Here is a 25,814-nt window from a genome sequence, read left to right as displayed (position 1 = left end):
TTGAATTAATAAAAAATAGGGACTACTATCTTTTTGTTAGTTGAAGACTCTTTTGTTTGGTTTAGGGCGTATGATTTATTTTAGCACGTCTCTTTTTCCGGATTTTTTCCGGAAGGACAGAAAAATCAAACAAAACCATTTAAGCGATTGTACTTAATTCTTAAGATTAAAGTGCAATCGCTTTTTTGTTTTTTCTTAATTCGGCAATTTAATTTTTTGCTTTTGCCATACCCTAAATCCGGAAAGAAAATGAAGGGAAAACTAAAGTTAAATTTGAAATCGAATAAAATAAATGGTTACGAACTTGCTGTTTTGTTAAATGTATTCAAAATCAAACAAGCCAGCCAAACACTTCATCCGGAACTTTTGTTCATTTGAGAAGGTTTATTGGCGGTATATTGTATCTTTGCGCTTAGTTCACGTTTTTATATCTATTATGTCAGCCACCCAACCAGTAAATACCATCATTGAATTACAAGGCATTACTAAACATTTTAAATTGGGGCCTGTAGTTATTAAGGCGCTTAATGGTATTACCTTACAAATTGCCCGCAACGAGTATGTTGCTTTAATGGGGCCGTCGGGGTCGGGAAAATCAACGTTAATGAATATATTGGGTTGTTTGGATACACCAACAACAGGCAGCTATATTTTAAACGGCCAGGAGGTAGCCCAAATGGGCGACAATGAGTTGGCCGAAGTGCGCAATAAAGAAATTGGCTTTGTTTTTCAAACGTTTAATTTATTGCCACGCCTTACCGCCTGGGAAAACGTAGCTTTGCCTTTAGTATATGCCGCAGTTGGCCGCGCCGAACGCAAACGCCAAGCCATTGCCACCCTCGACTTGGTAGGCTTGGGCGACCGCACCGACCACCGACCAAATGAACTGTCGGGGGGGCAACGACAAAGGGTAGCTATTGCCCGCGCTTTAGTAAATAACCCCTCCATTATTTTAGCTGATGAACCAACTGGTAATTTAGACACCAAAACCAGTTACGAAATTATGGAAATATTTGGCCGCATCCATACGCAAGGTAATACCATTATTTTGGTTACGCACGAAGAAGATGTAGCCTTACACGCGCATCGCATTGTGCGTGTGCGCGATGGCATAGTTGAGCGCGATGAAATTAACACCCAAATAAAATTAGCTAATGCGCAGGTTTAAGCTTGACCTTGTCAGCAAAAAGCACAGTCTGTTCAAAGCAAAGTTTAGGCAATAAAATACTACCTTTGCCTTTTGTTTTTCTATTTGCAAAACAGAATTCATTAACATGCCACTAACCAACAGCAGCAATAATACAAAGTTGTTTGATAAAAAACAACCACCCCAAAATGGTAAAACCAATAGTTGGCTTTATGATAAACTTTTAGTTGCCATCCACAAAATGCTTAATTGGACCTTAACAAAAAGAGTATTACAATTAGCTAAACCTTACAAAAAACTATTTTTTGGCTGCACTTTTTTGGCTTTGGTATTGGCAGTTTTAGGCCCTTTGCGCCCTATGTTGGTGCAAAAAGCAGTTGACGATTATATGCTTCCGGGCAATTGGCAAGGCTTGCAGGTTATGGCTCTGGCATTGCTTGCACTTTTAGTTTCTGAAACGGTATGCCGCTATTTTTTTTCGTATTTAACCAGTTTTTTAGGCCAGTCTATAATTAAAGATTTGCGCATAAAGGTTTTTCAGCATATTACAAATTTTAGACTGCGCTATTTTGATAATACACCCGTTGGCACCTCAGTTACGCGGTCAATTGGCGATGTAGAAGCTATTAACGAGGTTTTTTCGCAGGGACTTATTACCATTATTGCCGATATTTTAACACTTATTACTATTATTAGTATTATGTTTTATACCGATTGGCAATTAACATTGGTTTGTTTAATACCTTTTCCGCTAATTTTATACAGTACTTATATCTTTAAAGAACGCATTAAGGGTGCATTTCAAGAGGTGCGCAACCAGGTAGCTCAAATGAACGCTTTTTTACAAGAGCATATATCGGGTATGTCGGTTGTGCAGGTGTTTGCCGCCGAAAAACGCGAAATGGACAAATTTAAAGCCATTAACCAAAGCCATACTAAGGCAAATATTGCCTCGATTTGGTATTTTTCGGTATTTTTTCCTATTCTCGAAATTATTTTGGCGGCATCTATGGGTTTATTGGTTTGGTACGGTGCTAATTCTGTACTGGCCAATAAAGTTAGTTTGGGTGTTTTAATTGCCTTCATTATGTATTTAAACATGCTTTTTAGACCGCTTCGCATGTTGGCCGATAAGTTTAATACGCTTCAAATGGGTTTGGTTGCCAGCGAACGTGTTTTTGATTTGTTAGATCGCCGTGAAACCATCCGGAATCAAGGGATGGTATCAGCACAAAATATTAAAGGTGATATTGATTTTAAAGATGTTTGGTTTGCATATGATGAGGAAAATATGGTCTTGCGTGGCGTTAGTTTTCATTTAGAATCCGGAAAAACCTTAGCGATAGTTGGGGCAACTGGTGCCGGAAAATCGAGTATCATTAATATTTTAACCCGTTTTTACGATATTCAGCAAGGCGTAATTAGTATTGACGGCCAACCCATTGAGCAGTACAATTTACACTCGCTGCGGCGCAATATTGGTTTAGTATTGCAAGATGTTTTTTTATTTACCGGAACAGTGCTTGAAAATATTACCCTCCGAAATCCGGATATTAGCGAACAAGCTGTTATTGAGGCGGCAAAATTAGTGGGTGCGCATCAATTTATTGTAAAACTTCCAAATGGCTATCATTATAACGTAATGGAGCGGGGTGCCACCCTTTCAATGGGGCAGCGGCAGTTAATTTCGTTTATAAGGGCACTACTTTACAACCCCCGCATTTTAATTTTAGACGAGGCTACCGCTAATATTGATACTGAAACCGAACAAATGGTACAATATGCAGTCGAAAAATTAGTAACTAACCGGACGGCTATTGTTATTGCCCACCGCTTGTCCACGATACAAAAAGCACATCAAATTATGGTGCTAAACAAAGGAAAAATTTCCGAAATTGGCACCCACGAATCTTTACTTCAAATACCCAATGGCCATTACAAAAAACTGTACGAAACACAGTTTGCCGCAACCCAAAACAACGAAATACCCCCCGAATTTGAAGAATTATTAGAAACCATCTAATTAATTAGTTGGCTAATAGTAGGGAATCAGAGGTGTAATTACGATGAAAATAATTTTTTCACAGCCTCTGACTCTTGAACTTTCATTTTGCCACACACCACCAACCTAAACTCACGGCGGGCTAAGGCATCTTCATACTCTTTTCTTTCAAGGTCTGTTTCGGGCCTAACGGCTGGCATTGATAGTTTATTGCCCCACTCGTCAATGCCAACAAAAGTAAAATAAGCAACATTACATTTGCGCCGCCTTGATGCATCAATACCTTCGGCAAATACCTCAACGTACACCTCAACAGAGGTGTTAAAAGCGCGGGTAACTTTAGCACGAAGGGTAACAACCTCGCCTATTTTTACAGGGCTGTCAAACGAAACATTGTCCACCGATACAGTTACGCATACACAGTTGGCATGACGGCGGGCAGTAACGGCGGTTGCAACGTCCATCCATTTCATTAAATTTCCACCCATTAAATTGTGCAAAGCATTAGTATCGTTGGGCAGCACTATTTCGGTCATTATGGTTTCCGACTCGCGTGGAGTTTTGCTATTTTGCATTAGAATTTTTATCGTTTCTTCTTTAAGATATTTAGCGATAGGCAGTTAGGTTGCGCTAGTATAAAAATATAAATTAATTTGTAGGTACAATTATTGCATTGCTTCCATATTCATTGCAGCCCATTCTTCTTTGGCGGGGCCATAAACACCTGTAACTTTTAAACCATGTAAACGCATTATTACGGTTAATTGTCCGCGATGATGTGTTTGGTGCATAATCATCATGTTTAGGGTTTGTCCAATCGTCCATTCCTCGCCGTACATGTTAATTTTTCGGTTAAGGTCGGCATCAGTGTAGTTGGTTTTAACGGCCTCGAGGGTTGCCTGAGCGCGTGTGTTGTAACCATCTAAAATTTCTTGCACGGTAGTTTCCTGGGGTGGGGTATATCCTTCGGATAGGATATTGGGGGTACCCATTTCGGCAAGGATATCTAAGGGGGTAAGGGCTATATGCCAAGCTAAATCTTTAATTGTCCGGATGTTTTCGTTGGGCTTTAAGGTAAGGGTTTCGTTAGTTAGATTTTGCAATACTTGCATTGTGGCTTTTTGTTCAAATGCCCAGCTATCGGCAAAATTGGCAATACTTTTATACATACTTTGATATTTATTTGCTTTGTTTGAAATGAACTTGTTTAAAAATTAAAAGGTGTGGCAGTTTTAAACACTTCGTACTAAGAAACTATTGAGAAAAATAATAGGCTACAAGAAGGTAAAACAGATTTATTGACGACTTAGTTTGGCAATTGCTTCAATAATATATAACTCTAAACCAATTCAATAAACTAATTTTAAAAAAACTTCTAAGTTAAAAAATGAAAAACGCAAAAAATCGGTGGGCAAAATTACCACTTTTTGCTGCTTGTAGTACATTATTACATGAAAGAAAAGAGCAGTGGTTTTTAGCATCCGGATAAAACTAATATTTAATTAACGGGTGCCCAATTTTGCTACTGTTTGCTTTGTAGAAATTAAAATCTGCAACGGTAACATTTCCATCTAAATTCAAATCTGAACGAAGATAGAGCTTAATTTTTGACGATTCGGGTTTGTAAATATTAAAATCGGCAACGGTAATTACCCCATCGGCGTTCATGTCGCCTGCTAACAAGCCCCATAAATTTTCGGTTAATTTTACGGTTTGGTTGCTGCCAAGTGCTGCATTTTCGGCAGTAAAATCGTGTAATTGCAAAGGCCCAAGTGTTAAAGGAATACTGCTGGCTACCGCTAAATGGTTTCTAAACCTAAGTACTACATAGTAGGTTTCGCAAGGATCAATTTTGTTTGAGTCGAACGAAAATATTTTTTGATTTGGAAAATCCGGGTATTGGTCGGCCATCCGGATGCTGCCATTGCTTAAAAGTGTTGCCGCTTTTTGGGCTTTCAGTTTTAAATTTGTTTTGTCGTATATTTCTACCAAAACCCAATCTACTACATCGTAAGGCACATACCCAAGCGTAAACGATTCGTTGCCATTGTAGCTCCAAGGAGTTGCATCAAAAGGCTGGTAAAGAGGAATTAGTTTTGACTGCTGTAATTTGGTGTTCATTTGGGCACTATTGTTATTATTAGTGCTTTTGTCGTTGTAAGCACCTTGTAAAAATGCCCTTATGTTAATGTAGGCTGCTTTAGGGGTAAAGTTTGCCGAATTTGTGCAGCCATACGGGTCGGTAACAGTAACGCTATAGGTACTGTTAGACGGCGACACCTTGGTAATAGTTTGCGTGGTTTTTAGGTTGCTCCATTCAAAAGTATATGGTGTTCCGGCACCGCCCGAGGGCAAAGCAGTTATTTTTTCTTTACAGGCATCGTAGTCAAAATTAATAGTAATCGGCTGCCGCTGTGGAATAAAAATATCTACGGTATCGGTGCAACCCTCTTCGTTTTTTACCCATATTGTATTCCATCCGGGATGTGCGGTATAAGTATTAAAAATCTCGTTTTTTAGGCCAGAGGTTGTAAACTGTTTCTTGTCATTACCCTCCCAATACCACGTATAACCTTTGGTTAAGCTACCCGACGCTTGTAATTTTATCCACCCGTCATTACTATCATGGCAAAGTGTGCCGTCTGTCGTATCAATGGTTATTAACACCGATTTGCCTTTTTCGCAGGTGTTTACAAAAACAGTAGTTTGGGCTATTGCCGAGGGCACCCCTGACTTGTAGGCAATAAGTGTGTAGGTGGTGGTTTCGGTGGGTTGTGCGGTGGGTTTATCTATATTTGGGTCAGATAAACCGGTTTCCGGATACCATTTGAACTTGTTGTAAACAGTATATTCTGGTTCTAAAACTATATTTTCTCCTTCCTCTATCGAGTATGATTCGGGTAAAATTAAAGTACCGCCGGTACCAGTACAAGTGCTACAATTTTTATTTTGCACTTCGACTAACGATACAGGGGTTTTAATTGGCCGGTGGTCGGCAAATATAATTTTAGCTTGGTTAGGTATTTGCACACAATTGGGCAAAGTAGAGTTGTATTCAACCGAGAAATCAACCCATCCACGAGTATCTTCGGAACTAAATGAACGACCAAATCCGGGTTCGCCTGCCCCGCGCAAAGAAATATCATTAATATTAAAATTTATTTTACTATTAAACACGTCAATATTTATTTCATCAACAAAAAATTTATAGTCTTCAACAACAACACTACTTGGGTTAAACCAGCTTGTTAATTCGTCTGTAATGGTTATATCTTCGACAGGCAAATTGCCAAAATTTTCAAATTCAATTCGGTAATGTACCTTTGTATCGGTAGTTTTGCAAATAACGGGGGTTAGGGCAATTTTGGTATTGGGGTCGTGCGAGCCTTTTACAGTATGCCTGATACTTTGGAAATTAGTGTTGCAATTCAAGTTTACATCTCCTTGTAAATGAGTGAAAACAGTTTTGTTGAGTGGTGTACTGGCTTTTATTTTGAAATAGGCAATGATGGTTCGGGGGTTATTTGACAGAGCATCCGGAATAGTATATGTACGAGGTGTTCCTAATTCCGGATCTGGTGCACCGTTGCTTGCGGTTTCGCCGTTATAAGTTTCATCTCTTATAAAATTTAACACGTTGGCATCAAAATAAAGTGTACAAAAAGTAGCATCTAAATTGCCACCTGTTTTACAAGTTTTATAATTAATAATGTATATGACGGTGTCGTTTGGCACCAAATCAATAAACGAGTTAAGGCGCACCGATTCATTGCCCATTGTTGCCATAGTTTCCGGACTGATTGCGGCGGTAGTTAGCAAAGCACCACCATCGGGAATGTCCATTTCAACGGAGGCATGTTTTCCGCTACTTTCGTCGTCGCTGTAAATGGGTTTTATAGTGCCCGTTGCGCGGTAAGTTCCTGCCGCAGTATAATTATGGTTAATAGTGGTTGGCCATTCAGGGTTTAAACTAAACAACCCCATTTTATATTGCCCATTGCCAAAATTTACAAAATATTTATGCGGTCTTACCAACCCCGGATATTCAAGCGTATAATGATGGCTATTTGTATGTGATGAAACACCACCAGGTATGGCATAGGTGTTGTTAGTGGCGGTAATAGTAAGTTGCGCGTGTAACGAGTGCCAGCTACACAAACACGCCAATAAAAGTTGAACGTAAAGAAAATAAAAATTACGCATAGTGAAAGCTTTGTTGATGCAGGTTTATAATATAATTACAAGAAGTAAAATTAATTAGTCCTTCTCTTAATTAATAACTAAATTTAAAGAAAATGCAAGCAAATTTTAACCGCTAATTGGACCTAAAAAATTAAAAATTAATTTTAAGGTCAAATTTACATAATATATTTTTCTAACAAAGAGAAATAAAAAAACTTAGCCGGGTTTTAAGTTTTATAAAATACTGTATCTTTGCTATTAACATAAAGTAAAACTGGTCGCTTTTACAATTTATGCCCCCCTTTTTTATGCCATGATTACTATTTTGTCCACTAAATAAACTTTTTTTATATTAAGATGCCTACATTTCCATCGCGCCGCAGCCAATTTTCTGCCTTGTTTTGGTATAGTTGGCTTATTATTAGTTTGTTTGTCTTTTTGCTGTTGAATAGCTGCAAGAAAGAATTCGACCCGCCCACTAACCCTTATAATAACCCCAACCTTAACGAACAACCCGATACTACCGATACCGTAACCACTAAAATTCCGCCCGAAGCAAGCTTGGCGTGGTTGCATCAACACATTTTTGCCCCCACTTGTGCCAATAGTGGCTGCCACGACGGTACTTTTGAACCCGATTTTCGAACCATAAACAGCGCTTATCATACTACCGTAGGGCATGGATTAGTAAAAAACGATGTAAATAAACCCGACATAACCAAACGCATAATGGCCGGTAAATCTGCCGAAAGTATGTTGTTTTATCGCCTTCAAAACGAACTTTCTGACGGCTCGCAACGTATGCCCTTATTAGCAAACGACAGCGATTGGGAAAATAATAAAACCTATTATATTGATATGATTAAAAAATGGATTGATAGTGGTGCAAAAAATAACTAAACAGCATAAGCAACGCAATTTATTCTCCGGATATTTGTATATTGCCGGAATCGTTGGCCTCTTACTAAACTGGGCAGCCTGTACCAAAGAAGCCCCCGAACAGTCGGCCATACCTGTTATTGTTTACGATAGTATTAGCCCGTTAGAACTAACTCAGTTTGAAGAAAAAGTACATATCTACATCAACTACCAAGACGGCGATGGCGACCTTGGCACCCAAAACCCCGACTCGGTTAGTATTATCGTAAAAGACAGCCGCCTACAAATTGCCGATGGCTACCATTTAAAACCTTTGTCGCCACCTGGCACTAATTTGTTTATTGCCGGACAATTAGATATTGTGCTTAAAAACCTGTTTGTATTAGGCAATGCCCCCTACGAAGATGTGTTTTTTGAAGTGTATATTACCGACCGGAAAGGTCATAAAAGTAATATGCTAAAAACCCAAACAGTACGGGTAAAGCGCTAAAATTATCAGTTAAGTAGTAAATTCACCTTTAGTTTTGCCTTAATTTAGCCAACAAATGCCTCATATACCACTCAACGAAACCCTAAACGGCATTCGAAGTTTAATGGCCTTTAGCCCTCAAACTGCCTTGCCTATTAATCAGATGGCCGAGGCTTTGCTGCGCCCAAACGACCCTAATTTTACCAACGGCGAACGCGAATTGATAGGTGCTTTTGTATCGTATTTAAATGAGTGCTTTTTTTGCCAAAATGTACATGGTGCAATAGCCCAACACTACCTTCGGTGCGCCATAGATTTTATTGATGGCATTAAAGCCAATTACACCGAAATGCCAATATCTAATAAATTAAAGGCACTTCTGCAAATTGCCGCCAGCGTACAAAAAGGAGGTAAATTTGTAACAGCAGCCCAAATTGCCGAAGCCAAAAATTGCGGTGCTACCGACAGCCAAATTCACGATACGGTATTAATAGCAGCATTTTTTTGCATGTGTAACCGCTATGTCGATGGGTTACAAACAACGGCAAACCCCAACAGGCAATTTTATGTAAACAATGCCGAACGACGCGCCAACGAAGGGTATTTACAATTTGATTTATACAAGTGATACCTTCTCATATCCGGATTTTGGCAAATTAAAAAAACTTCATTTGTTACCTCAAATTTAGCAGTTCGCTTGCACGATGCAATTAAATTATGGTCAGTTTGTAATCTCGCTCGATTTTGAGTTGTTTTGGGGTGTGCGAGACGTAACAACCCTACAACAATATGGCAATAATATTTTAGGCGTTCGGCAGGCAATACCTCAATTATTAGCCATTTTTGATGAGTTTGGCATTTGTGCAACGTTTGCTACGGTTGGGTTTTTGTTCTTCAGAGACAAATCAGACTTGTTATCCAATTTACCTGCCCAACAGCCCACTTATACCAATGAAGTGTTTAATCCCTACCCTCACCTAATGCAAATAGGGCAAACCGAAAACGCCGACCCCTACCATTACGCAGCCTCGCTAATACAGCTTTTGCAGCAATACCCACAGCACGAAATTGCCTCGCACACTTTTAGCCATTTTTATACCCTCGAAGCTGGGCAAACCCTTGCTCAGTTTGAAGCCGATTTGCTGGCTGCCAAAAAAATTGCCGCTCTACATGGCATAAAATTATATTCGCTGGTTTTTCCGCGCAACCAGTATAGCCCCGACTACCTTAAAATCGCCCAACAACTTGGCTTTAGGTCATTTAGGGGTAACGAAAGCAGTTGGCTTTACGCTCCTCGTGCTTATAGCAACGAAACTTGGTTAAGGCGGGGATTCAGGCTTTTGGATGCCTATTTTAATATTTCCGGACATCATGCTTCACAGCTCACTATAAATCAGGGGGAAATACTAAATATACCAGCCTCGCGATTTTTGCGCCCCTATTCACCTAATTTGGCTTTTTTTGACCCGCTAAGGCTGCGCCGCATAACAAATGCCATGACCTATGCTGCTAAAAACCAAAAAACATACCATTTATGGTGGCACCCACATAATTTTGGGCAAAACTTAAAGCAAAATATAAACTTTTTGCGAAAAATTTTGCACCACTATAAGGTTTTGCAACAAAAATATAATTTTCAAAATAATACGATGCAGGCAATAGCCCAAGCATCCCGAAAAGAAATTGCCTAAATTTGCGCTATGCTACTACGGCCATCAAATATCCCAAAAATTGTAATTTTGGCAACAAAGGGCACCTCTGCCAATATTATATACAATTATTTGCAAGATAGCTGTCAAATTGAAGCAGTTATTATTGAAAAACCAATTTCGAAGTGGAAATTATTGCGCAGCAGAGCTAAAAAATTGGGCTTGACAACTGTATTTGGGCAAATATTGTTTCAAACGCTGGTGCAGCCTGTTTTATACCATTTAGGCAAAAAAAGACAAGCCGAAATCATCCGGATAAATAAATTGAGCGCTAATGAAATTCCGGATAAAGTTATATTTAAGGTAGCCAGTATAAACCTTCCGGAAACGTTAGCTTATATCCAAAAACTCAAACCCGATTGTATTGTATTATCGGGCACACGTATTGCCAGTAAAAAATTTTTGCAAGCGGTGGGCTGCCCTGTACTTAATATACATGCCGGTATTACGCCTGCTTACCGGGGTGTACATGGGGGGTATTGGGCGTTGGCTAATAATGACGCGCAAAATTGTGGTGCTACCATCCATTTGGTTGATGCGGGTGTTGATACAGGTGAGGTGCTGCATTGGGTTACTATTTATCCGGATGCTAAAGCCGACCATTTTGCTACCTACCCGTTGTTACAGTTAGCGGCAGCCTTGCCTTTTCTTTTAGCTGGAATTTTGAGTATTATTGCGAATGACCATCAAGATAAAAATGTATTATCTGTTGCCAGTTCTAACAAACAAAAAAGCAAACAATGGTATCATCCAACTATTTGGCAGTATTTGTATAGCTGGTGGCTTAAAGGGGTTCGTTAAGGAGCGCAATCATTTGGTTATAGGTTAATACTACTTGATGGGGTTTATTAAAATAGCGAAGTTTAAGTTCGGTTTGTGGCATTTCGGTGGCAACCAAAACAAAATCACCGCCCCATGCCCCCAGAGATTTTGCCGCACCGGGCAAGCCTTTTAATAGTGGAGTTTGCAATAAAGGGGGTAAATTTAAGCAGCGCGCAATTAAATTTTCGTGCTGGGTAATAAGCTGGCAAAACTGGGGTAGGGTAGTGGCATTAGCTATTTCAAGGCTAAGTTTACTAATAGTTTCTATTAAGTTCGGGTGCTGGTGTTTGCCTTGCTGACGGTAGTATTCAATGGCGTGGCGGGAGTTTTGCTTCTGGCCGGTATAACAAAAATATAAATATTGCGCCAAAGGCGGGTTGTAGTTGGGTAAAATCTGTACATCCGGAGTAAAGTTTTGTGCGTTGGGCAGCCGGTACAGCAAAGGCTGGGCGTGCAAGGCAACGGCCACATCGTAGCCCGACCCGCCAAACAAGGTATTATTTAGTTGATAAGCATTTACCCCTGCCCACGTAGCCATTAAAGTTGAAAGGGTTGCGCTGCTGCCCAAGCCCCAATGCCGGTTAAACTGCAAGCGGGTTGTAAATTGTAGTGCGGGTTGTTGGGTAAAGATGCTAAGACTTGGGTTTAGTTGCTCAATAGTTTGAAACAAACGTTGCAAAGTAAGTTTTTCGGGATTTATGGGCGCTGTGCCGGGCATAAAATTTGGGTATAGAAGCTCGGTCTCTAACCAAACCTGCCCTAACTCGTCAATACTTTGCCAATAAACAGCCGGCTTGTTATTTTGTATTTGAGTGGGTGTTACCGTTAAGGTTTGCCCCAGTCGGGTAGGTAATGCTAAAGCCCAGGCACCGTCTAAAACAGCATATTCGCCTGTAATAAGTAGTTTGCCGGGGGCATAAAACTGTTGCATATACGAGTTATTAATTATAAGTTATAAATTGTGAGCTAAAAGCCATCAGCCATTAACCATCAGCCATTAGCCATTAGCCATTAGCCAACAGCCAACACCCAAAAGCTATCAGCCATCAGCCAAAAGCCAATAGCCAACAGCCCACAGCTATCAGCCATCAGCCATCAGCCATTAGCCATCAGCCACCAGCCCAAAGCTATCAGCCATCAGCCATCAGCCATTAGCCATCAGCCATGAGTTGGAGTTATAGTAATTAGTGATTAGTACTTATATTTAAATTTTGCAACCTATTATAATAAATTAGCAATAAAATAGCTGCTATCAAACACCAAATACTACAAATAACAAAAGCCCAATCAACATTGTTGACGAAGAACGGCAAAGCAAATAATTGTATGAATAAAAAACGGTTAATATAGTTTGCTAACGAGTAAATACTTTGGGTTCGGCCTACCACGCTATTAGGTACATGTTGCAATAAATAGGTAATGCGCATAATGCGGCTGCCCGCGTTTCCTAACCCTAACAAGGCAATGGCTATGTAAAAAATAAACTCCGATTTGTTAAAACTTAAAACAATAAAAGCTGAACCGCTTAACACAGCCAATAAAATATTGCCAAGAACTGGGTTGCGCCCAAATATAATAATAGCTACCAAGCCCGCACCTATTGAGCCAAGGGCAAAGTACAGTTCGCCAAGGGCAAAGGTATTGGCACTCGCATTTAACACGTTTTTGGTATAGTTGGGCATTAGCACAAAAGTAAGCATCATGGTGGTTGCAAACACAAATAACGACACCACTCCAAAAAGCAATAATAATTTGTGCTGTTGTAAAAAACTAAATCCGGTGGCCAATTGCTTAAAAACAGGCGCTTTCTCAATTTTACGAACTGCAACGGCTTTGTATTTTATACTATTAACTGTTAGCAAGGCTATAACAAAAGCAATAGCATTTAACAGAAATATACTTTTTAGTGGCCATGCTTCAAAGGTAAACGGCAAAACAATATCGTAATTAAACAGGGTAAGCAGTGGTTTGCCCGAGTAGCCATTTAGCATTATTGCCGCCATGCCACCTGCTAATGCGCTGGTTAATTGACCTTGAATTTCTAAGTACGAAGTTAATTTGTTGTAATGTTTTGGCTCAGATATTTCTTGAACAAAGGCGTATAGCGCCGGATAATGAATATTGTATAGGAAAAAAATAGAAGCAAAAACCAAAATAAGCATTTCTATAGGTGTGCTGTTTGTATAGTAAGCCCAACCCGATACAATAAATAAAATACAAGCACCTATAATATTCTCAAAAACAAATAAATATTTGCGGTCGTAACGGTCGTTTAGGGTACCGGCATATAAACTCCATATCATCGAAACCAAAGTAACTACACTATAAATATACGCAAACTCCGATGGTTTATTTAGTACATCTACAAAATACCACGGAATACCAATCATACTAATGCCTTGTGCAAACCCCGATATAGTATTAGCCACAAACAGGGCTTGCAAAGCGTTTTTGTTTTGCATCGTCAAACTTTAGTAATTAACCCGTTCAAAGGTGAAGTCGGGGCGAAATCGCAAAATATTGGTAGCTTTGTTTTCCCAAAAATCGAAAGGCTTTTGCAAAGCAGGCTGAAGGTAAAAATCCGGACCAGAGCTGCTAAACTCAAAGTCGTTTAACATACCTTTAAATGAATTATCGCCAAGGTGATTTGCCATGTCAGTACCGTATTTTTGTATCATTTGAACAAAATACTTTGTAATATCGTACCCAATAGCTGCATTTTTGCTGGGCAAGTAGCCCCACCGCAATTGATAGTTTTGTTTAAACGGCTGATAGTTGGGGTTGGCAGGGTTACCCCAATATGGTGCTGATATATGAAAATTAAGATTAGCCAAATATTCGTGTGGAATTATCTCCATGTCTAACCAGGTTGGCATACCAAACAAAGTAATTTGATATTTTTTTTGCAAGGCATTTAATTTCATAATAACCGGAATAATGGTTTTTTCATCGAACGAAGTTACAACCACCATATTAGGTTCGGTTGGCGATAAAAAACTTTCAATGTCGGTGTTTAGGTTTTTATCGTATAGTATTTGCTGTACATTTACGTAGCCGTATTTTTCGGGCTCGGTGCTATTAATAGCTATGTGATGAAACAAATTTGCCAGGGCAAGCTCGTTAGGCGACGAGCTGCTTATGGCTAAAATACGTTTGTTGTTGGTGTTGTTTGCTTTACAAATATACTCGAACATAGCGGCGCATTGCGTTTCAACTGTAGGAGTGGCCACAAAATAGTACGGGTTATTACTTGCCACTTTGTGCGAGGGCGACAAAGGCGAAACATGTATGGTTTTGTTGCGCAAGGCTATTTTAGCTATTTCGGCAAGCGGCGCATTATGCACCGGCCCAATAATCAGGTGCATGTTTTTTGGCCTGTAATCGTTAAATAACTCGCTGGCTTTTTGTGCTTGGTTGTTGATATCAAAAACTTCTAAATTTAATTGTAAGCCACTTTGTTCCAAATCCTGTAACGCCAATAGCGCACCCTGATAAAAATCAACGGCCACCGCCGAATTGTCGCTTAATTGTTTTATTTCTGTTGAGGTCTCGTAGCTTGCCAAATTAAAGGGCAACATAATACCCATATTAATTATTGCCGGTATTTTCGATTCTTTTATTTGTGTTGTTTCGGGCGGTAACGTGGTGTTTACGGGCGGTGCAGTTGTTGTTGTATGTTGGGTATTGGGTTGTTTTGTGGGTTGCGAATTGGTGTTGCTGCTTTCGGGCTGTTTGGTTGGCGTGGTAGTGTTGTTATTTTCAGTGCTATTATTGGTAGGCGTTTGGGTGGTTGTAGCGTTTTTATCGGGGGGCAAGGGTTGTAAAATGGTAGTTTGATTATTGTTTTTCTTCCCTTGTGGAGCGCTGCGCTTAAAGCATGCGCTTGTAGTGCTTGTTAATGCTAAGGCAAACAGGCAAAGTGCTATAAATTTTAATCCCCTGTTTGATAAAAACAAAATAAAATTCATAAACATGTTAATTATATTGTGTTTGAAAGCAGATTTAAGAAATTGTTTATAGGCAGGCCGATATAATAGAAGCACAAAGATACCTTATTTATAGCATTAAAATCCGGATTTAGTAGTTAAACGCATTTAAACGAAAGGCGGTATTGTTTACTTTTTTCCGGATAATAATTTTAATCCTACAAAAATTAATCGTTTCTTTGCTAAATGGCAAAAGAAGTACTCGAAATTAACGACCAATTTAAGCAGGTAATTAGTTTTATAAACGAAACTAACAGCAATTTATTTTTAACAGGTAAAGCTGGCACGGGTAAAACTACTTTGCTTAAATACATCCGGCAAAATACCTTTAAACAAATGGCTGTGCTGGCTCCTACGGGTGTGGCTGCCATAAATGCCAATGGAACCACTATTCACTCGTTTTTTCAATTCCCGTTTACACCATTTTTGCCCACTTTGCGTCCAAGTGACGGGCTGTTGTCCTTAACACAAAAAAACCTGCCCGTTTTAAAATACAATAATCACCGACTTGCCATTTTCAGAAGTTTAGAGTTGCTAATTATTGACGAAATTAGTATGGTGCGTGCCGATTTGCTTGACCAAATTGATGTTACACTTAGGCAAACGCGCCGGCGTTGGAACGAGCCCTTTGGCGGTGTTCAAATCCTGCTAATTGGCGATATGCACCAACTGCCCCCAGTAGTACCACAAGCCGAGTGGCAACTGCTTAGTGAGGTGTATCAAAGCCCGTTTTTTTTCGATAGTTTGGCTATTAGCAACAATCCACCTGTTTACATTGAACTGACAAAAATTTACCGACAAAACGAAACAAATTTTATCGAAATTTTAAACAAAGTGCGCAATAACCAACTCGACGACCAAACCTTGCAACTGCTTAACAGCCATTACCAACCTCAAATAAGTGCGCAAACCTACCAAAACAGCATTACCCTAACTACCCACAACCGAAAAGCCGACGAAATTAATACCACAAATTTAGCCCACATTAAATCTCCAAGTTTTACCTATTCTTGCCAGGTCGAAGGGCAATTTTTAGATAAAAACTACCCCGCCGATGCCGAACTTACGCTTAAAAAGGGCACTAGGGTTATGTTTTTAAAAAATAATCCGGAAAAAAACTACTACAACGGCAAAATTGGTACTGTTTCGTACCTCAATGCCAACACCATAAAAGTTATTTGCCCTAGCGACGAAAATGAAGACGAAGACATAGAAATTGAAGTAAGTCCCCACGAATGGCATAATATTACCTACAGTATAGACAACACTACCAAACACCTGCACGAAGAAATTATAGGCAAATTTACACAATATCCTTTGCGCTTAGCTTGGGCTATTACCATTCACAAAAGCCAGGGCTTAACTTTTGATGAAATGATATTAGATGCCTCCGAATCGTTTACGGCAGGGCAGGTTTATGTAGCACTTAGCCGTTGCCGCAGTTTATCCGGATTAACGCTTAGTACCCCAATAAATCGACATAATATTTTAAGAAATAACAAAGTGTCGGGGTTCGAGCAGAAAAAAACAGCCCTCAATCAACTGCCCACCTTATTAACTTTAGCTCAAAATCAATATTACCGGAGCATTTTGATTCATTTATTTGACTGCGAGGCTGTTTACGAATTAAAAAACGAGCTAAACAGCGTAATAATTGCCAATAACGACCAACTTAACACCAAAACCACCCACCAAACTTGGATTTTACCGTTTTACGAACAAATAAACACCCTTTTTGCCATTGCTAATAAATTTAAACCCCAACTGCAAACCCTTTTAGAACAAGCGCCGCAAGTGGCAAACCACCAACCGCTGCAAACACGCATCAATCAAGCAGCCACCTATTTTATAACACAGTTGCAAGAAATTCTGAATCAAATTAAAAATAACCCCTTAATAACCGAAAGCAAAGAAACCGCCGCTCATATCAACGCCCAACTGCAAATACTGCACGATGCTTGTTATGAGAAAAAATATTTATTGGGCTATTGCGCTTTAAATGGCTTTCATTTTCCGGATTTTATACAACATAAACTAAAAATTAAATATCCGGATGAAAAATTGAGCATATACGCCATCCGGAAATCCACACAACAAGATAGCGAAACTCCTCACCCTAAACTGTATAAAAAACTTCAAAACCTGCGCGACGATATTTGTGAAGAAACCGACAAGCCCATTTATATGGTGTTGTCGAACAATACTTTAAAGGAAATGGTACTGTATTTGCCCGCTTCGCTAAACGAATTATTACAAATTACCGGATTTGGTAAAACTAAAATTGCCATGTACGGAATGCGTTTCCTGAGCATTATTATTCAATACATGCAACAACACGACCTAAATGGCAATATGCCACTGGCAACAAAAGAAACTAAAACAAAAAATAATACACCCAAAACAGAAAAAGCCCAACCTTCCAAACTAAATACCTTTGAAGAAAGTTACAAGCTATTTGAACAAGGATTAACCCCTGCACAAATTGCCAGCAAACGCAATTTAGCCTATTCAACTATTTGTGGACACTTAACAAAATACATTGCCAACGGGCAAATTGATATTGAGCAATTAATTACCCCTAAACAAATTAGCATCATAATGGTGGCTTTACAAAGGGTAAAAAACCAAGAAAATCCAAACCTAAAAATGGTTAAAGACCTACTACCCACAGAAATTGAATTTCATGAAATTAGATGGGTGTTGGCTTCGATGGAAAACGAGTCCTAACTTTTATTGCTTTAAAAACAGTTGACAATTAGCAAGCGATGGGCAATATCGCAGAAGATTATAGGTATATTAATTGTATATTTTGTGTAAATTGGTAAATTCAACGATACGCTCGTCTGTTTTCACATCCCAATACTTGATTTGACGTTTCAAAACGATTCCCGCAAGGGAAGTACAACGGCTTAGGGCTACATATACCTGGCCGGGGCAAAAGCACCACGTCCTAAATCAATTATTACCTGCTCAAAAGTTTTGCCTTGGCTTTTGTGGATGGTAATTGCATAAGCCAATTTTAGCGGATATTGGGTAAAACTGCCAAGTATTTCGGTAGTAATTTTTTGTTCTGTTTCGTTGTAAACATAGCGCATTATTTCCCATTTAGTTTGTGGTATTAAATGTTGTGCTATCTCCCCTGTCTCGGTTGTTATTTCTACCCCAACCACATCTGGCCGAAGCATATACACCCTGCCAATTGTGCCATTTACCCAACGGTGGTAGGGGTCGTTTTTAACAAACATCACTTGCGCGCCTTCTTTTAGGTACAAATTATAATCGCACGGAAGTTGTTCGCGGGCAAACTCACCTTTTATAAAACCTTCGTAGATTTGGGCAGGTGTTTCTAATTGATTCATTTCTTGTTCGTTGATAAGCCGAGCTTGCTCGTTAGTGGCCGTTAGCACAATGTAACAAGAATCTTTGGGCGGTTTAAATTCCGGATGATGTCGCGATTTAAGCAGCATATAATCTTCCTGCTCTAAATTATTGGTACGTACTGCTTCTAAGAGGTTTAAAAAATGCCCATCGGTTTGCCGGTATATTTTTTTAAGTTCAATATAGTTAAAGTTTACTTCTTTTAATACGTGTGCACTATAAAAAAAAGGTGTTTCGTACAAATATTCTAATAATTGTTTTTCTTCTTTTGTTGAAATGACGGGAGGCAATTGGTATAAATCGCCTATACAAATTACCTGCGAGCCACCAAAGGGTAAATTGCGCATCCGGCCATTTAAACGCATAAATCGGTCAATTGCGTCGAGCAAATCGGCTCTGACCATTGAAATTTCATCAATAACCAAAGCGTCAATGTTTTCAAAAAGAGCTTTGTTTTTTCTTTTCCGGATATGTTTATCGTAAACCGGGTGCGCCGGAAATCCAAAAAAAGAATGGATTGTTTGCCCGCCAATATTTAATGCGGCAATGCCCGTAGGCGCTAATAATACTACGTTTTTTGCCGTATGATGGCTAAAAAATTTTAACAAAGTGCTTTTGCCAGTACCAGCTCGCCCGGTTATAAACAAATGTTCATTTGTATGCTCCATGGCTTGCAATGCCTTTTGAAAATTTGTATTAAACTCAATTTGCATGAAGTTAAATAAATTATAAAACTAAACGAATTTATTGGCAGTTTATTAGTAAATTTGCCCAAAGTTTAGCTGGTATAAACCACAAAACTAATAAATAAGATTGAACTTATTTTATAAATAAAATCCCTTAGTATGAAGCATGTTGTTTGTTTTATTGTAGTATTATTTTATGTAATGTTATCCGGATGCCAATCTTCCGGAAACCAGCCCAATACCGCTCAACCAACTACTAACAACGCCGAGCAGCCAAGTAAGCCTGTTGAGATTGATGATACTGGCCGCGACACCTCGGCACTGAGTTTAGAAAAAGCCAATATTAACACTACTGTTCCGGAGTTTAAAGATGATGCCGAGTATTTGCGTTTTTTTAATACAAAATACAACGAAATCGTAGTTGAAGATATTTTTTCGCCAACCGTAGGTACAAGGGTACTAACCTACCCGCAAATTGCCATGTACGAAACTTTGCGCTTTAGCGTAGAGCCAAATTTACCTACTTTTACAGGTAAATTAAATGGCTTAACCACCCTACCACAACCACAGGCAGGGCAAACCTACGACTATACACTGGCGGCAGTTACCGCCTTTTGTGAGGTAGGCCGCACACTTATATGGTCGAAACATTTTTTAAAAGAAGCCCAAGATAATTTTACCAAACAACGCAGCGCTAAAACAGACCCTGCCGTAGCACAACGCTCGGTTGCCTATGGCGTTGAAATGGCAAAAGCTATAAACGACTGGAAAAAAGGCGACAATTACGCCCAAACGCGCGGTATGCAACGCCACATGTTAAATCTTAAAGATCCGGCTGCATGGATACCTACGCCTCCGCTACAATTAGCAGCACTTGAACCCAACTGGCTTAAAGTTCGGCCTTTGACCCTCGATTCGGCCTCGCAATTTATTCCACAGCCGCCTGTTAAATTCGATACTATTAAAGGCTCGGCATTTTATAAAGAGTCTTACGAGGTGTATAACGCTGGCAAAAAATTAAACCCCGAACAAAAAGAAATGGCTTTATTTTGGGATAACAACCCAAATGGCATTCGGGTAAAAGGGCATTTAAATTATTTTATCAAAAAAATATCACCAACTGGCCACTGGTTGGGTATTGTAGGTATTTTAACCCGCGATAAAAAAATGAATGCAGCCCAAACAGCGCAAACTTATGCCTATGCCGGCATAGCTTTATTTGATGCGTTTATTAGTTGTTGGGATGAGAAATACCGCAGTAATTTGTTGCGCCCCGAAACTTTTATTAATTTATATATTGACCCCGATTGGGCACCCTTAATACAAACTCCTCCTTTTCCGGAACACACCAGTGGGCATAGTGTTGCCTCATCGGCGGTTGCTTATGTGCTAACCCAACAGTTTGGAAAAAACATGGCCTTTACCGACAATGCTTTAGACATAGAAGGTCTTACGCCGCGCAAATTCAAATCTATACAGCAAGCAGCCGACGAAGCCTGTATTAGTCGCTTGTATGGAGGTATCCACTTCCGCCGTGCTATTGAGGCGGGTCAGGTGCAGGGCAAAAAAGTTGGCGAAAACGTATGGAAAAAATTAACAGGAACAACAAGCGAAAAGAAATAAATATAAGAAAGATTTATTTGGGCTCAAACCTTATTTGTTGATTAGCTCTTGAGCTGTGCTTGTTTGTTTATTGGCCGGAATTACCGGAAACTTGAATATTTTGTATGCGGCACTTTAGGTTTGTAATGCTTAAGGTGCTGTACCAAAATATCTTCGCTGGTATAACCCGTTGTGCGACCTAATTCTTGCCCGTTTGCATTAAAAAATATTATAGTGGGGTAGTATTCTATACCGTAGTAATCAGCAATATCACTTTGCTTGTCGGCGTTTAGTTTATAGGCTAAGATATTGTTTTGGGTTACAAATTTGCTAAAATTTTCGCTGGCAAATACTTTGTTATCCATTTCGCGGCAAACTTGACACCAATTTGTAACAAAATCAACAAAGTAAATTTTGTTGTTGGTTTTAGCAGCAGTTTGTAGCTGTTGCCAGTCGCCACTATAAAAATAGGAAGCCATACGGGCTTGCACCTCTTCTAAAGTGAGTGTTGCGGGCGGCTGTGCGCTTTGTATTTCTGAAATGACGATGGTTGTTTTATTTAGTAGGGTATCGTACTTTTCGGTCGCAGTAATTTGATTTTCGGTTGGATAAACGTTAAAACTATTAGTTGACAAGTTTGAGTTGCCCTGCCATGTTTGGGCACAAATGGTTTGAATAAAAAATATAATTAAAATACAATTAGAACAAAGAAATTTACAAAAAATAGAAACCATAAATCAATTAAAAAAGAATCTAAGTAAACGGCACCGCAAATTTAAGCTTGTTTAAACAATATTAATGCCAATTCGATGTAAAAAAGATGCAATAGTTTAACAGACAGCCATATATTGATTCTTGCTTTTACTAAGCCTTCGCGCGTTGTGAGCAAAATTTGAGCAAGAAAAGCCAATTCCGGATACCTGTTTACTGCTCTTTTTTGTTTAACATGGATTGAATGTGGGTTTCTTTATAATAGCCGGATATTTCATTCTTTTAATGTGCATTGTAGATAGGGCAAAAAAATACTGTATGCTACCATAGATTGTAGGGTAACATACAGTGTTACAAAAAAACAAATGAACTATTTATTTTTTTACTAATTATTAATGGCGGGGGCGGGTAGCTTTATATAGCGCAACAATCATAGCAATAAAGGCAGGAACTGCAAAGCTAATAGCATAGTATATCATAAATAATATTATTTTAATGGTTGTTTATTTGGGTTTTGATACTGCTCCTTGCGTAGCTGGTGCAGGTGGTACTGTTTTTAATGTGTCGGTAGAGGGGGGGGGTGTTTTTAAAGCAGGTGTATTTTTGTATAAATATTCGGAGGTATAATGTTGGGGGTCAATAGCTTGAATTTTACCCTCGCCTTGTTTGTAGGCATGAGTTTGGGGTACGCGCACAAAGTAAAATACTAAAAAAACAATAAAAATACAAGCGGCGGCAAATATATACTGCATTTTTTGCATAATAAAACTAATTAATTTGGGAGCGAGTTTGAAGAATCATTCATTTAGGCAGCAAAATTACAAATTTTTATCCAATTATGTTATTTACATGGGTTAAATTATTCTATCTTCAGGGCATTCTAAGTAGCACTTCTGCTGTTTTTTCTAATTTGTTGCGCAAATAAACTACTTTCACGGTGTCACCTGGGTGATATAGGCTTATTAACTCTTGTAATTCGGCAGAACTATTTACAGCATGGCCATTTATACTTTTTATAACATCGCCTTCACTTAAACCAGCGTCATGTGCGCCGCCCTCTGGTGAAACCGTTAAAATCATTACACCATTGGTGTTGGGCAGGCCAAATTCGTTGGCCATAAAACCATCTACATCCCGTATATGTACACCTAAAATACCTCGTTTTACTCGACCATATTGTATAATATCGTTGGCAACTTTATAGACCACGTTTGACGGGACGGCAAAACCATATCCGGCAAATACACCCGTAGGCGATGCAATAGCGGTATTAATTCCAACAAGTTCGCCTTTTGTGTTTACTAAAGCCCCGCCACTATTTCCGGGGTTTATAGCTGCATCGGTTTGAATAAACGACACAATCGGTAAAATATATTTGTCCATAAGGTTTAAGTTCCGGGCTTTGGCACTAACAATGCCAGTGGTAACGGTGGTCGAAAGGTCAAAAGGGTTGCCCACTGCCATAACCCATTGCCCAACTTCAACATCATTTGAGTTGCCAATGTTAATAGGTTGTAGTTTATCGGCTTCTATTTTAATAATAGCCAAATCGGTTGCAGGGTCGGCAGCAATTATTTTGGCTTTGAAGTTTGTTCTGTTTTTTAAAATTACCTGAATTTCTTTGGTATCCTCAACAACATGTCTGTTTGTAACAATATAGCCATCGGAGGTTAGTATAACGCCCGAGCCTGAGCCAAGATTGTATTTCTCGGACTCCTCGTATGCTTCATAATCCTCGGTTGTTTTCTCTTCCTCTTCTTCTTCTTCTTCTTCTTCTTCTTCGGTTATTGTGCTATCGCTGTCTTCTAATAAGGGTCTGGGTCCCTTGTCTTTAAACAACTCTAAGAAGTGGCGCATGGGGTATGATTCGTTGTAGCTTACCGTTTGAATATGTACTACTGATGGGGTAACTATTTTAGCAACTTTTACAAAATCAAGAGATGTTAAATTGTTTTGCAAAGCAAGGAAGGCTGCGATTTGTGCCGAGTCGGCAATGGCAGGGCTTGCGGCAGTGGTTGGTGGAGCGATAAGGGGTGCAATAGCTGGCTTTTTGTTTACTTGAAACTTTTGTTTTAGTTCAGCGAAAATTAATCCGGAGAAAAAAACACTGATAAGGATTGCGCCCATTATCAATGTCCGGAGGCCATGTTTGAAAATATATATGAATGGGTTTTTCATTCGCGGCTAAAATTTTCTAAAAATTGCTTTTCCTCGTCATTTAAACTATCTATACCCTCTGATTTAATTTTATCCAGAATAGAATCTAAACGCTCTTGTTTTGTTGGTTCAACTTGAGTAACGGTAGTATAATTTTCCGGATTTTTTTCTTTTTTTCCGGCAAAAGCGTATGCCGATTTAGGTCTTTTTGCTTGTTGATACGCAGTAGTTTTATTGCGTTCTTTATTTGGTCTTATGAACAAGCTTGCCGTTTTATTCCAAACATTTGTAAGTTTATCAGCTATTGAGTTAAAGCCTAACGAAAGGTCGTAGCCTCGATTTATTAATACAATAAACAAATAGCCAAATAGCGCCCCTCCTAAATGAGCAATATGCCCGCCCGCATTTACCAATAAAAATATGCGTAAAACATCGTTTAGTAATAAAGCTAAGGCAATGTATTTAATAGGTACATCAAAAACAAAAATACGAATTTGCGAGTTTGGCGAAAGTGTTGTCGAAGCTGTAACCAAGGCCATAACACTTGCCGATGCGCCTAAAAGTGAGTTTTGTGGCGAGAAAAATGGGAGTGTGTTTAATAATACCAAATAAACCAAAAACCCGGATATACCTCCTAAAATATAAATAGGTAAAATACGCCTGTTGCCCAATAAATTGGAAATTATATCGCCAAATACATACAACAAAACCATGTTAAAAAACAAGTGCCAAAAACTTTTGTGGGCAAACATATAGGTTAAAACCGACCAAAGTTTAAAGGGCAATAAATTTAAATCGGCTGTGGCCATTAACTGGTTAGTTGCCCATTCGTAAACTAAAAGTAAATTAGTAAAATAACACAAAAGCCACAATACGGTAATACCTAAAAAAACCAATAGGTTTACCAAAACAAGCCTATAGGTCATGCTGCCATAGTTAAACTCGTTTTTAATATCGTTTATTATACTATTTCTTTCTAATATTGCCATCGGGAGTGCTAATATTAATAATCTTGTTTAAATTGTTTTTTGCAAATAGTTGTGGTTATATGGGGATAGGTTTTTTTAAGTTGTTTTAAATGGCTTTTTTTTTGTATAACGCAAAAAGTATTCCTTGGGTTGTGTTCTTAACAATTGCTAACAAGCGAAAAAATAGGCTAAAAGTTATTAATAATTAATCAACTATATTTCTTCCATCCAACCGAGCATTGTTTGTAACACTGCCCATTTATCTTCATTAGGTTCGTTGTGTATTTCGTGGTAATAGTTGGGCCATGGTTTAAAGGTCAGCAAATGGGGCGGGGCGTTTTTTGCAAATCTTTCGCTTGCCGTGTACGAGGTTATTTTATCGGCGGTGCCGTGCATCAGCAGCATTGGCGTTTTTAATTTAGGTGCGTTACTTAAATTATAGACTGCACTTTTTGACGCTTCAACAAAAAGACGCACCGATATTTTGTCGTGTACTAATTTGTCGTTATTATAGGCAGCTACAATTTGCGCATCGCGCGAGAGGTTGTTGGTGTCAATATCGTTTTTTTCGGTATGAGCACCTAATATTTTATTGACAAATTTACTTAATATTATTTTTATTGCCGGAACCGGCTGAACAATTTCTAACCAGGGCGCAGTTACAATACAACCCTTAATATTGGGCAACTGTTGTAAAACGTAATTTATTACTAAGTTTCCCCCCATACTATGGCCATACAAAAAAGGGCTGTTTACGCCAAATCGTTGGCCACACTGCGCCAAACCTTGACTTATAATATCGTGCAAAATCTGCCAATTTTTTATATGTCCGCGTTTACCCTCCGAACGGCCATGACCGCGCAAATCTACTGCAAGTGTAGCATAGCCATTATCGGCAAAAAACCGGGCAACATGCTCATAGCGGCCACCATGTTCGCCCAAACCATGAATAAGGCATACAGCACCTTTTAGGGGCAAATTATTTTCGGGTTGCCAAGTTTGAGCATAGGTAAGCACCTTGTCTGAAGCAATAAAACTAAACTCAGTGTGTTTCAAAGCAGGGATTTAATTTGTTTAGAATTTGAGTGGTTGAGGGTTTACTTAAAACTAATAGGG

The 25,814-nt window shown here is 39.0% G+C and carries 21 protein-coding genes; 9 read left to right on the top strand and 12 right to left on the bottom strand.

All coding sequences use genetic code 11. The annotated features are described in order from the left end of the window. Positions 1-463 precede the first annotated feature (463 nt). The gene (locus IPI59_04185) at positions 464-1,168 is read left to right on the top strand and encodes an ABC transporter ATP-binding protein (GenBank protein MBK7526752.1); all 705 of its coding nucleotides are present in this window, start codon (positions 464-466) and stop codon (positions 1,166-1,168) included. Between the two features lie 220 nt (positions 1,169-1,388). Further along, the gene (locus tag IPI59_04180; GenBank protein MBK7526751.1) at positions 1,389-3,170 is read left to right on the top strand and encodes an ABC transporter ATP-binding protein; all 1,782 of its coding nucleotides are present in this window, start codon (positions 1,389-1,391) and stop codon (positions 3,168-3,170) included. 38 nt (positions 3,171-3,208) lie between these two features. On the opposite strand, the gene IPI59_04175 is transcribed toward IPI59_04180, so the two are convergent. The 3 genes from IPI59_04175 to IPI59_04165 form a co-directional block, all read right to left on the bottom strand. Then, on the bottom strand, positions 3,209-3,724 hold the full coding sequence (locus tag IPI59_04175; protein MBK7526750.1) for an acyl-CoA thioesterase: 516 nt from the start codon (positions 3,722-3,724) through the stop codon (positions 3,209-3,211). 90 nt (positions 3,725-3,814) lie between these two features. Beyond that, positions 3,815-4,318, bottom strand: a complete 504-nt coding sequence (locus IPI59_04170; GenBank protein ID MBK7526749.1) for a DinB family protein — start codon at positions 4,316-4,318, stop codon at positions 3,815-3,817. 322 nt (positions 4,319-4,640) lie between these two features. After that, entirely contained in the window at positions 4,641-7,352 is a 2,712-nt protein-coding gene (locus tag IPI59_04165; GenBank protein MBK7526748.1) for a hypothetical protein, read from the bottom strand. Between the two features lie 336 nt (positions 7,353-7,688). On the opposite strand from IPI59_04165, the gene IPI59_04160 reads away from it, so the two are divergent. The 5 genes from IPI59_04160 (at position 7,689) to IPI59_04140 (ending at position 11,189) form a co-directional block, all read left to right on the top strand. After that, the gene (locus IPI59_04160) at positions 7,689-8,231 is read left to right on the top strand and encodes a hypothetical protein (GenBank protein ID MBK7526747.1); all 543 of its coding nucleotides are present in this window, start codon (positions 7,689-7,691) and stop codon (positions 8,229-8,231) included. Next, entirely contained in the window at positions 8,215-8,700 is a 486-nt protein-coding gene (locus tag IPI59_04155; protein MBK7526746.1) for a hypothetical protein, read from the top strand. The genes IPI59_04160 and IPI59_04155 overlap by 17 nt, the downstream gene beginning before the upstream one ends. Positions 8,701-8,755: 55 nt before the next feature. Continuing rightward, positions 8,756-9,307, top strand: coding sequence for a carboxymuconolactone decarboxylase family protein (locus IPI59_04150; protein ID MBK7526745.1), 552 nt, complete (start codon positions 8,756-8,758; stop codon positions 9,305-9,307). A 76-nt stretch (positions 9,308-9,383) separates the two neighbouring features. Next, positions 9,384-10,370, top strand: coding sequence for a polysaccharide deacetylase family protein (locus tag IPI59_04145; GenBank protein MBK7526744.1), 987 nt, complete (start codon positions 9,384-9,386; stop codon positions 10,368-10,370). Between the two features lie 9 nt (positions 10,371-10,379). Then, positions 10,380-11,189 carry a formyl transferase gene (locus tag IPI59_04140; GenBank protein MBK7526743.1) on the top strand — a complete coding sequence of 270 codons (810 nt, stop codon included), beginning with the start codon at positions 10,380-10,382 and terminating at the stop codon, positions 11,187-11,189. Here the strand turns inward: IPI59_04140 and IPI59_04135 are convergent. The 3 genes from IPI59_04135 to IPI59_04125 all read right to left on the bottom strand — a co-directional run bounded on the left by IPI59_04135 (position 11,173) and on the right by IPI59_04125 (position 15,178). Beyond that, positions 11,173-12,141 (bottom strand): GHMP kinase, encoded by a 969-nt coding sequence (locus IPI59_04135; GenBank protein MBK7526742.1) that lies wholly within the window; start codon positions 12,139-12,141, stop codon positions 11,173-11,175. The genes IPI59_04140 and IPI59_04135 overlap by 17 nt on opposite strands. A 253-nt stretch (positions 12,142-12,394) precedes the next feature. Then, positions 12,395-13,672 (bottom strand): MFS transporter, encoded by a 1,278-nt coding sequence (locus IPI59_04130; GenBank protein ID MBK7526741.1) that lies wholly within the window; start codon positions 13,670-13,672, stop codon positions 12,395-12,397. Between the two features lie 9 nt (positions 13,673-13,681). Beyond that, positions 13,682-15,178: an amino acid ABC transporter substrate-binding protein gene (locus tag IPI59_04125; protein MBK7526740.1), complete on the bottom strand. Its 1,497-nt coding sequence runs from the start codon at positions 15,176-15,178 to the stop codon at positions 13,682-13,684. A gap of 204 nt (positions 15,179-15,382) precedes the next feature. Here IPI59_04125 and IPI59_04120 point away from each other — a divergent pair, with 204 nt between their 5' ends. After that, positions 15,383-17,923, top strand: coding sequence for a helix-turn-helix domain-containing protein (locus tag IPI59_04120; protein MBK7526739.1), 2,541 nt, complete (start codon positions 15,383-15,385; stop codon positions 17,921-17,923). A gap of 188 nt (positions 17,924-18,111) precedes the next feature. Here the strand turns inward: IPI59_04120 and IPI59_04115 are convergent, their stop codons facing one another. Then, positions 18,112-19,242, bottom strand: a complete 1,131-nt coding sequence (locus IPI59_04115; GenBank protein ID MBK7526738.1) for an AAA family ATPase — start codon at positions 19,240-19,242, stop codon at positions 18,112-18,114. A 177-nt stretch (positions 19,243-19,419) separates the two neighbouring features. Between IPI59_04115 and IPI59_04110 the strand changes: the two genes are divergently transcribed. Beyond that, positions 19,420-20,883: a vanadium-dependent haloperoxidase gene (locus IPI59_04110; GenBank protein ID MBK7526737.1), complete on the top strand. Its 1,464-nt coding sequence runs from the start codon at positions 19,420-19,422 to the stop codon at positions 20,881-20,883. A gap of 80 nt (positions 20,884-20,963) precedes the next feature. Here IPI59_04110 and IPI59_04105 read toward each other — a convergent pair whose 3' ends face one another. From IPI59_04105 to IPI59_04085, 5 genes are all read right to left on the bottom strand, one after another. Further along, positions 20,964-21,497, bottom strand: coding sequence for a thioredoxin family protein (locus IPI59_04105; protein MBK7526736.1), 534 nt, complete (start codon positions 21,495-21,497; stop codon positions 20,964-20,966). 579 nt (positions 21,498-22,076) lie between these two features. Continuing rightward, positions 22,077-22,325: a hypothetical protein gene (locus IPI59_04100; protein MBK7526735.1), complete on the bottom strand. Its 249-nt coding sequence runs from the start codon at positions 22,323-22,325 to the stop codon at positions 22,077-22,079. A gap of 118 nt (positions 22,326-22,443) precedes the next feature. Further along, entirely contained in the window at positions 22,444-23,751 is a 1,308-nt protein-coding gene (locus IPI59_04095; GenBank protein ID MBK7526734.1) for a trypsin-like peptidase domain-containing protein, read from the bottom strand. Continuing rightward, on the bottom strand, positions 23,748-24,719 hold the full coding sequence (locus tag IPI59_04090; GenBank protein MBK7526733.1) for a rhomboid family intramembrane serine protease: 972 nt from the start codon (positions 24,717-24,719) through the stop codon (positions 23,748-23,750). Before IPI59_04090 ends, IPI59_04095 begins: the two co-directional genes overlap by 4 nt. A gap of 192 nt (positions 24,720-24,911) precedes the next feature. Continuing rightward, complete coding sequence (locus tag IPI59_04085) at positions 24,912-25,754, bottom strand: alpha/beta hydrolase (GenBank protein ID MBK7526732.1); 843 nt, start codon at positions 25,752-25,754, stop codon at positions 24,912-24,914. Positions 25,755-25,814: the final 60 nt, after the last annotated feature.

This window comes from Sphingobacteriales bacterium (assembly GCA_016706405.1).
Lineage (GTDB): Bacteria > Bacteroidota > Bacteroidia > Chitinophagales > UBA2359 > BJ6.
This window is presented reverse-complemented; position numbering and strand designations above follow the sequence as displayed.

Excerpts from the sequence above, each read along its gene's own strand:
- IPI59_04135 (MBK7526742.1), bottom strand. The coding sequence starts at position 12,141 with ATGCAACAGTTTTATGCCCCCGGCAAACTACTTATTACAGGCGAATAT.
- IPI59_04150 (MBK7526745.1), top strand. The coding sequence starts at position 8,756 with ATGCCTCATATACCACTCAACGAAACCCTAAACGGCATTCGAAGTTTA.
- IPI59_04130 (MBK7526741.1), bottom strand. The coding sequence starts at position 13,672 with ATGCAAAACAAAAACGCTTTGCAAGCCCTGTTTGTGGCTAATACTATA.
- IPI59_04120 (MBK7526739.1), top strand. The coding sequence starts at position 15,383 with ATGGCAAAAGAAGTACTCGAAATTAACGACCAATTTAAGCAGGTAATT.
- IPI59_04115 (MBK7526738.1), bottom strand. The coding sequence starts at position 19,242 with ATGGAGCATACAAATGAACATTTGTTTATAACCGGGCGAGCTGGTACT.
- IPI59_04140 (MBK7526743.1), top strand. The coding sequence starts at position 10,380 with ATGCTACTACGGCCATCAAATATCCCAAAAATTGTAATTTTGGCAACA.
- IPI59_04165 (MBK7526748.1), bottom strand. The coding sequence starts at position 7,352 with ATGCGTAATTTTTATTTTCTTTACGTTCAACTTTTATTGGCGTGTTTG.
- IPI59_04175 (MBK7526750.1), bottom strand. The coding sequence starts at position 3,724 with ATGCAAAATAGCAAAACTCCACGCGAGTCGGAAACCATAATGACCGAA.
- IPI59_04100 (MBK7526735.1), bottom strand. The coding sequence starts at position 22,325 with ATGCAGTATATATTTGCCGCCGCTTGTATTTTTATTGTTTTTTTAGTA.
- IPI59_04095 (MBK7526734.1), bottom strand. The coding sequence starts at position 23,751 with ATGAAAAACCCATTCATATATATTTTCAAACATGGCCTCCGGACATTG.
- IPI59_04160 (MBK7526747.1), top strand. The coding sequence starts at position 7,689 with ATGCCTACATTTCCATCGCGCCGCAGCCAATTTTCTGCCTTGTTTTGG.
- IPI59_04110 (MBK7526737.1), top strand. The coding sequence starts at position 19,420 with ATGAAGCATGTTGTTTGTTTTATTGTAGTATTATTTTATGTAATGTTA.
- IPI59_04170 (MBK7526749.1), bottom strand. The coding sequence starts at position 4,318 with ATGTATAAAAGTATTGCCAATTTTGCCGATAGCTGGGCATTTGAACAA.
- IPI59_04125 (MBK7526740.1), bottom strand. The coding sequence starts at position 15,178 with ATGAATTTTATTTTGTTTTTATCAAACAGGGGATTAAAATTTATAGCA.
- IPI59_04145 (MBK7526744.1), top strand. The coding sequence starts at position 9,384 with ATGCAATTAAATTATGGTCAGTTTGTAATCTCGCTCGATTTTGAGTTG.
- IPI59_04180 (MBK7526751.1), top strand. The coding sequence starts at position 1,389 with ATGCTTAATTGGACCTTAACAAAAAGAGTATTACAATTAGCTAAACCT.
- IPI59_04090 (MBK7526733.1), bottom strand. The coding sequence starts at position 24,719 with ATGGCAATATTAGAAAGAAATAGTATAATAAACGATATTAAAAACGAG.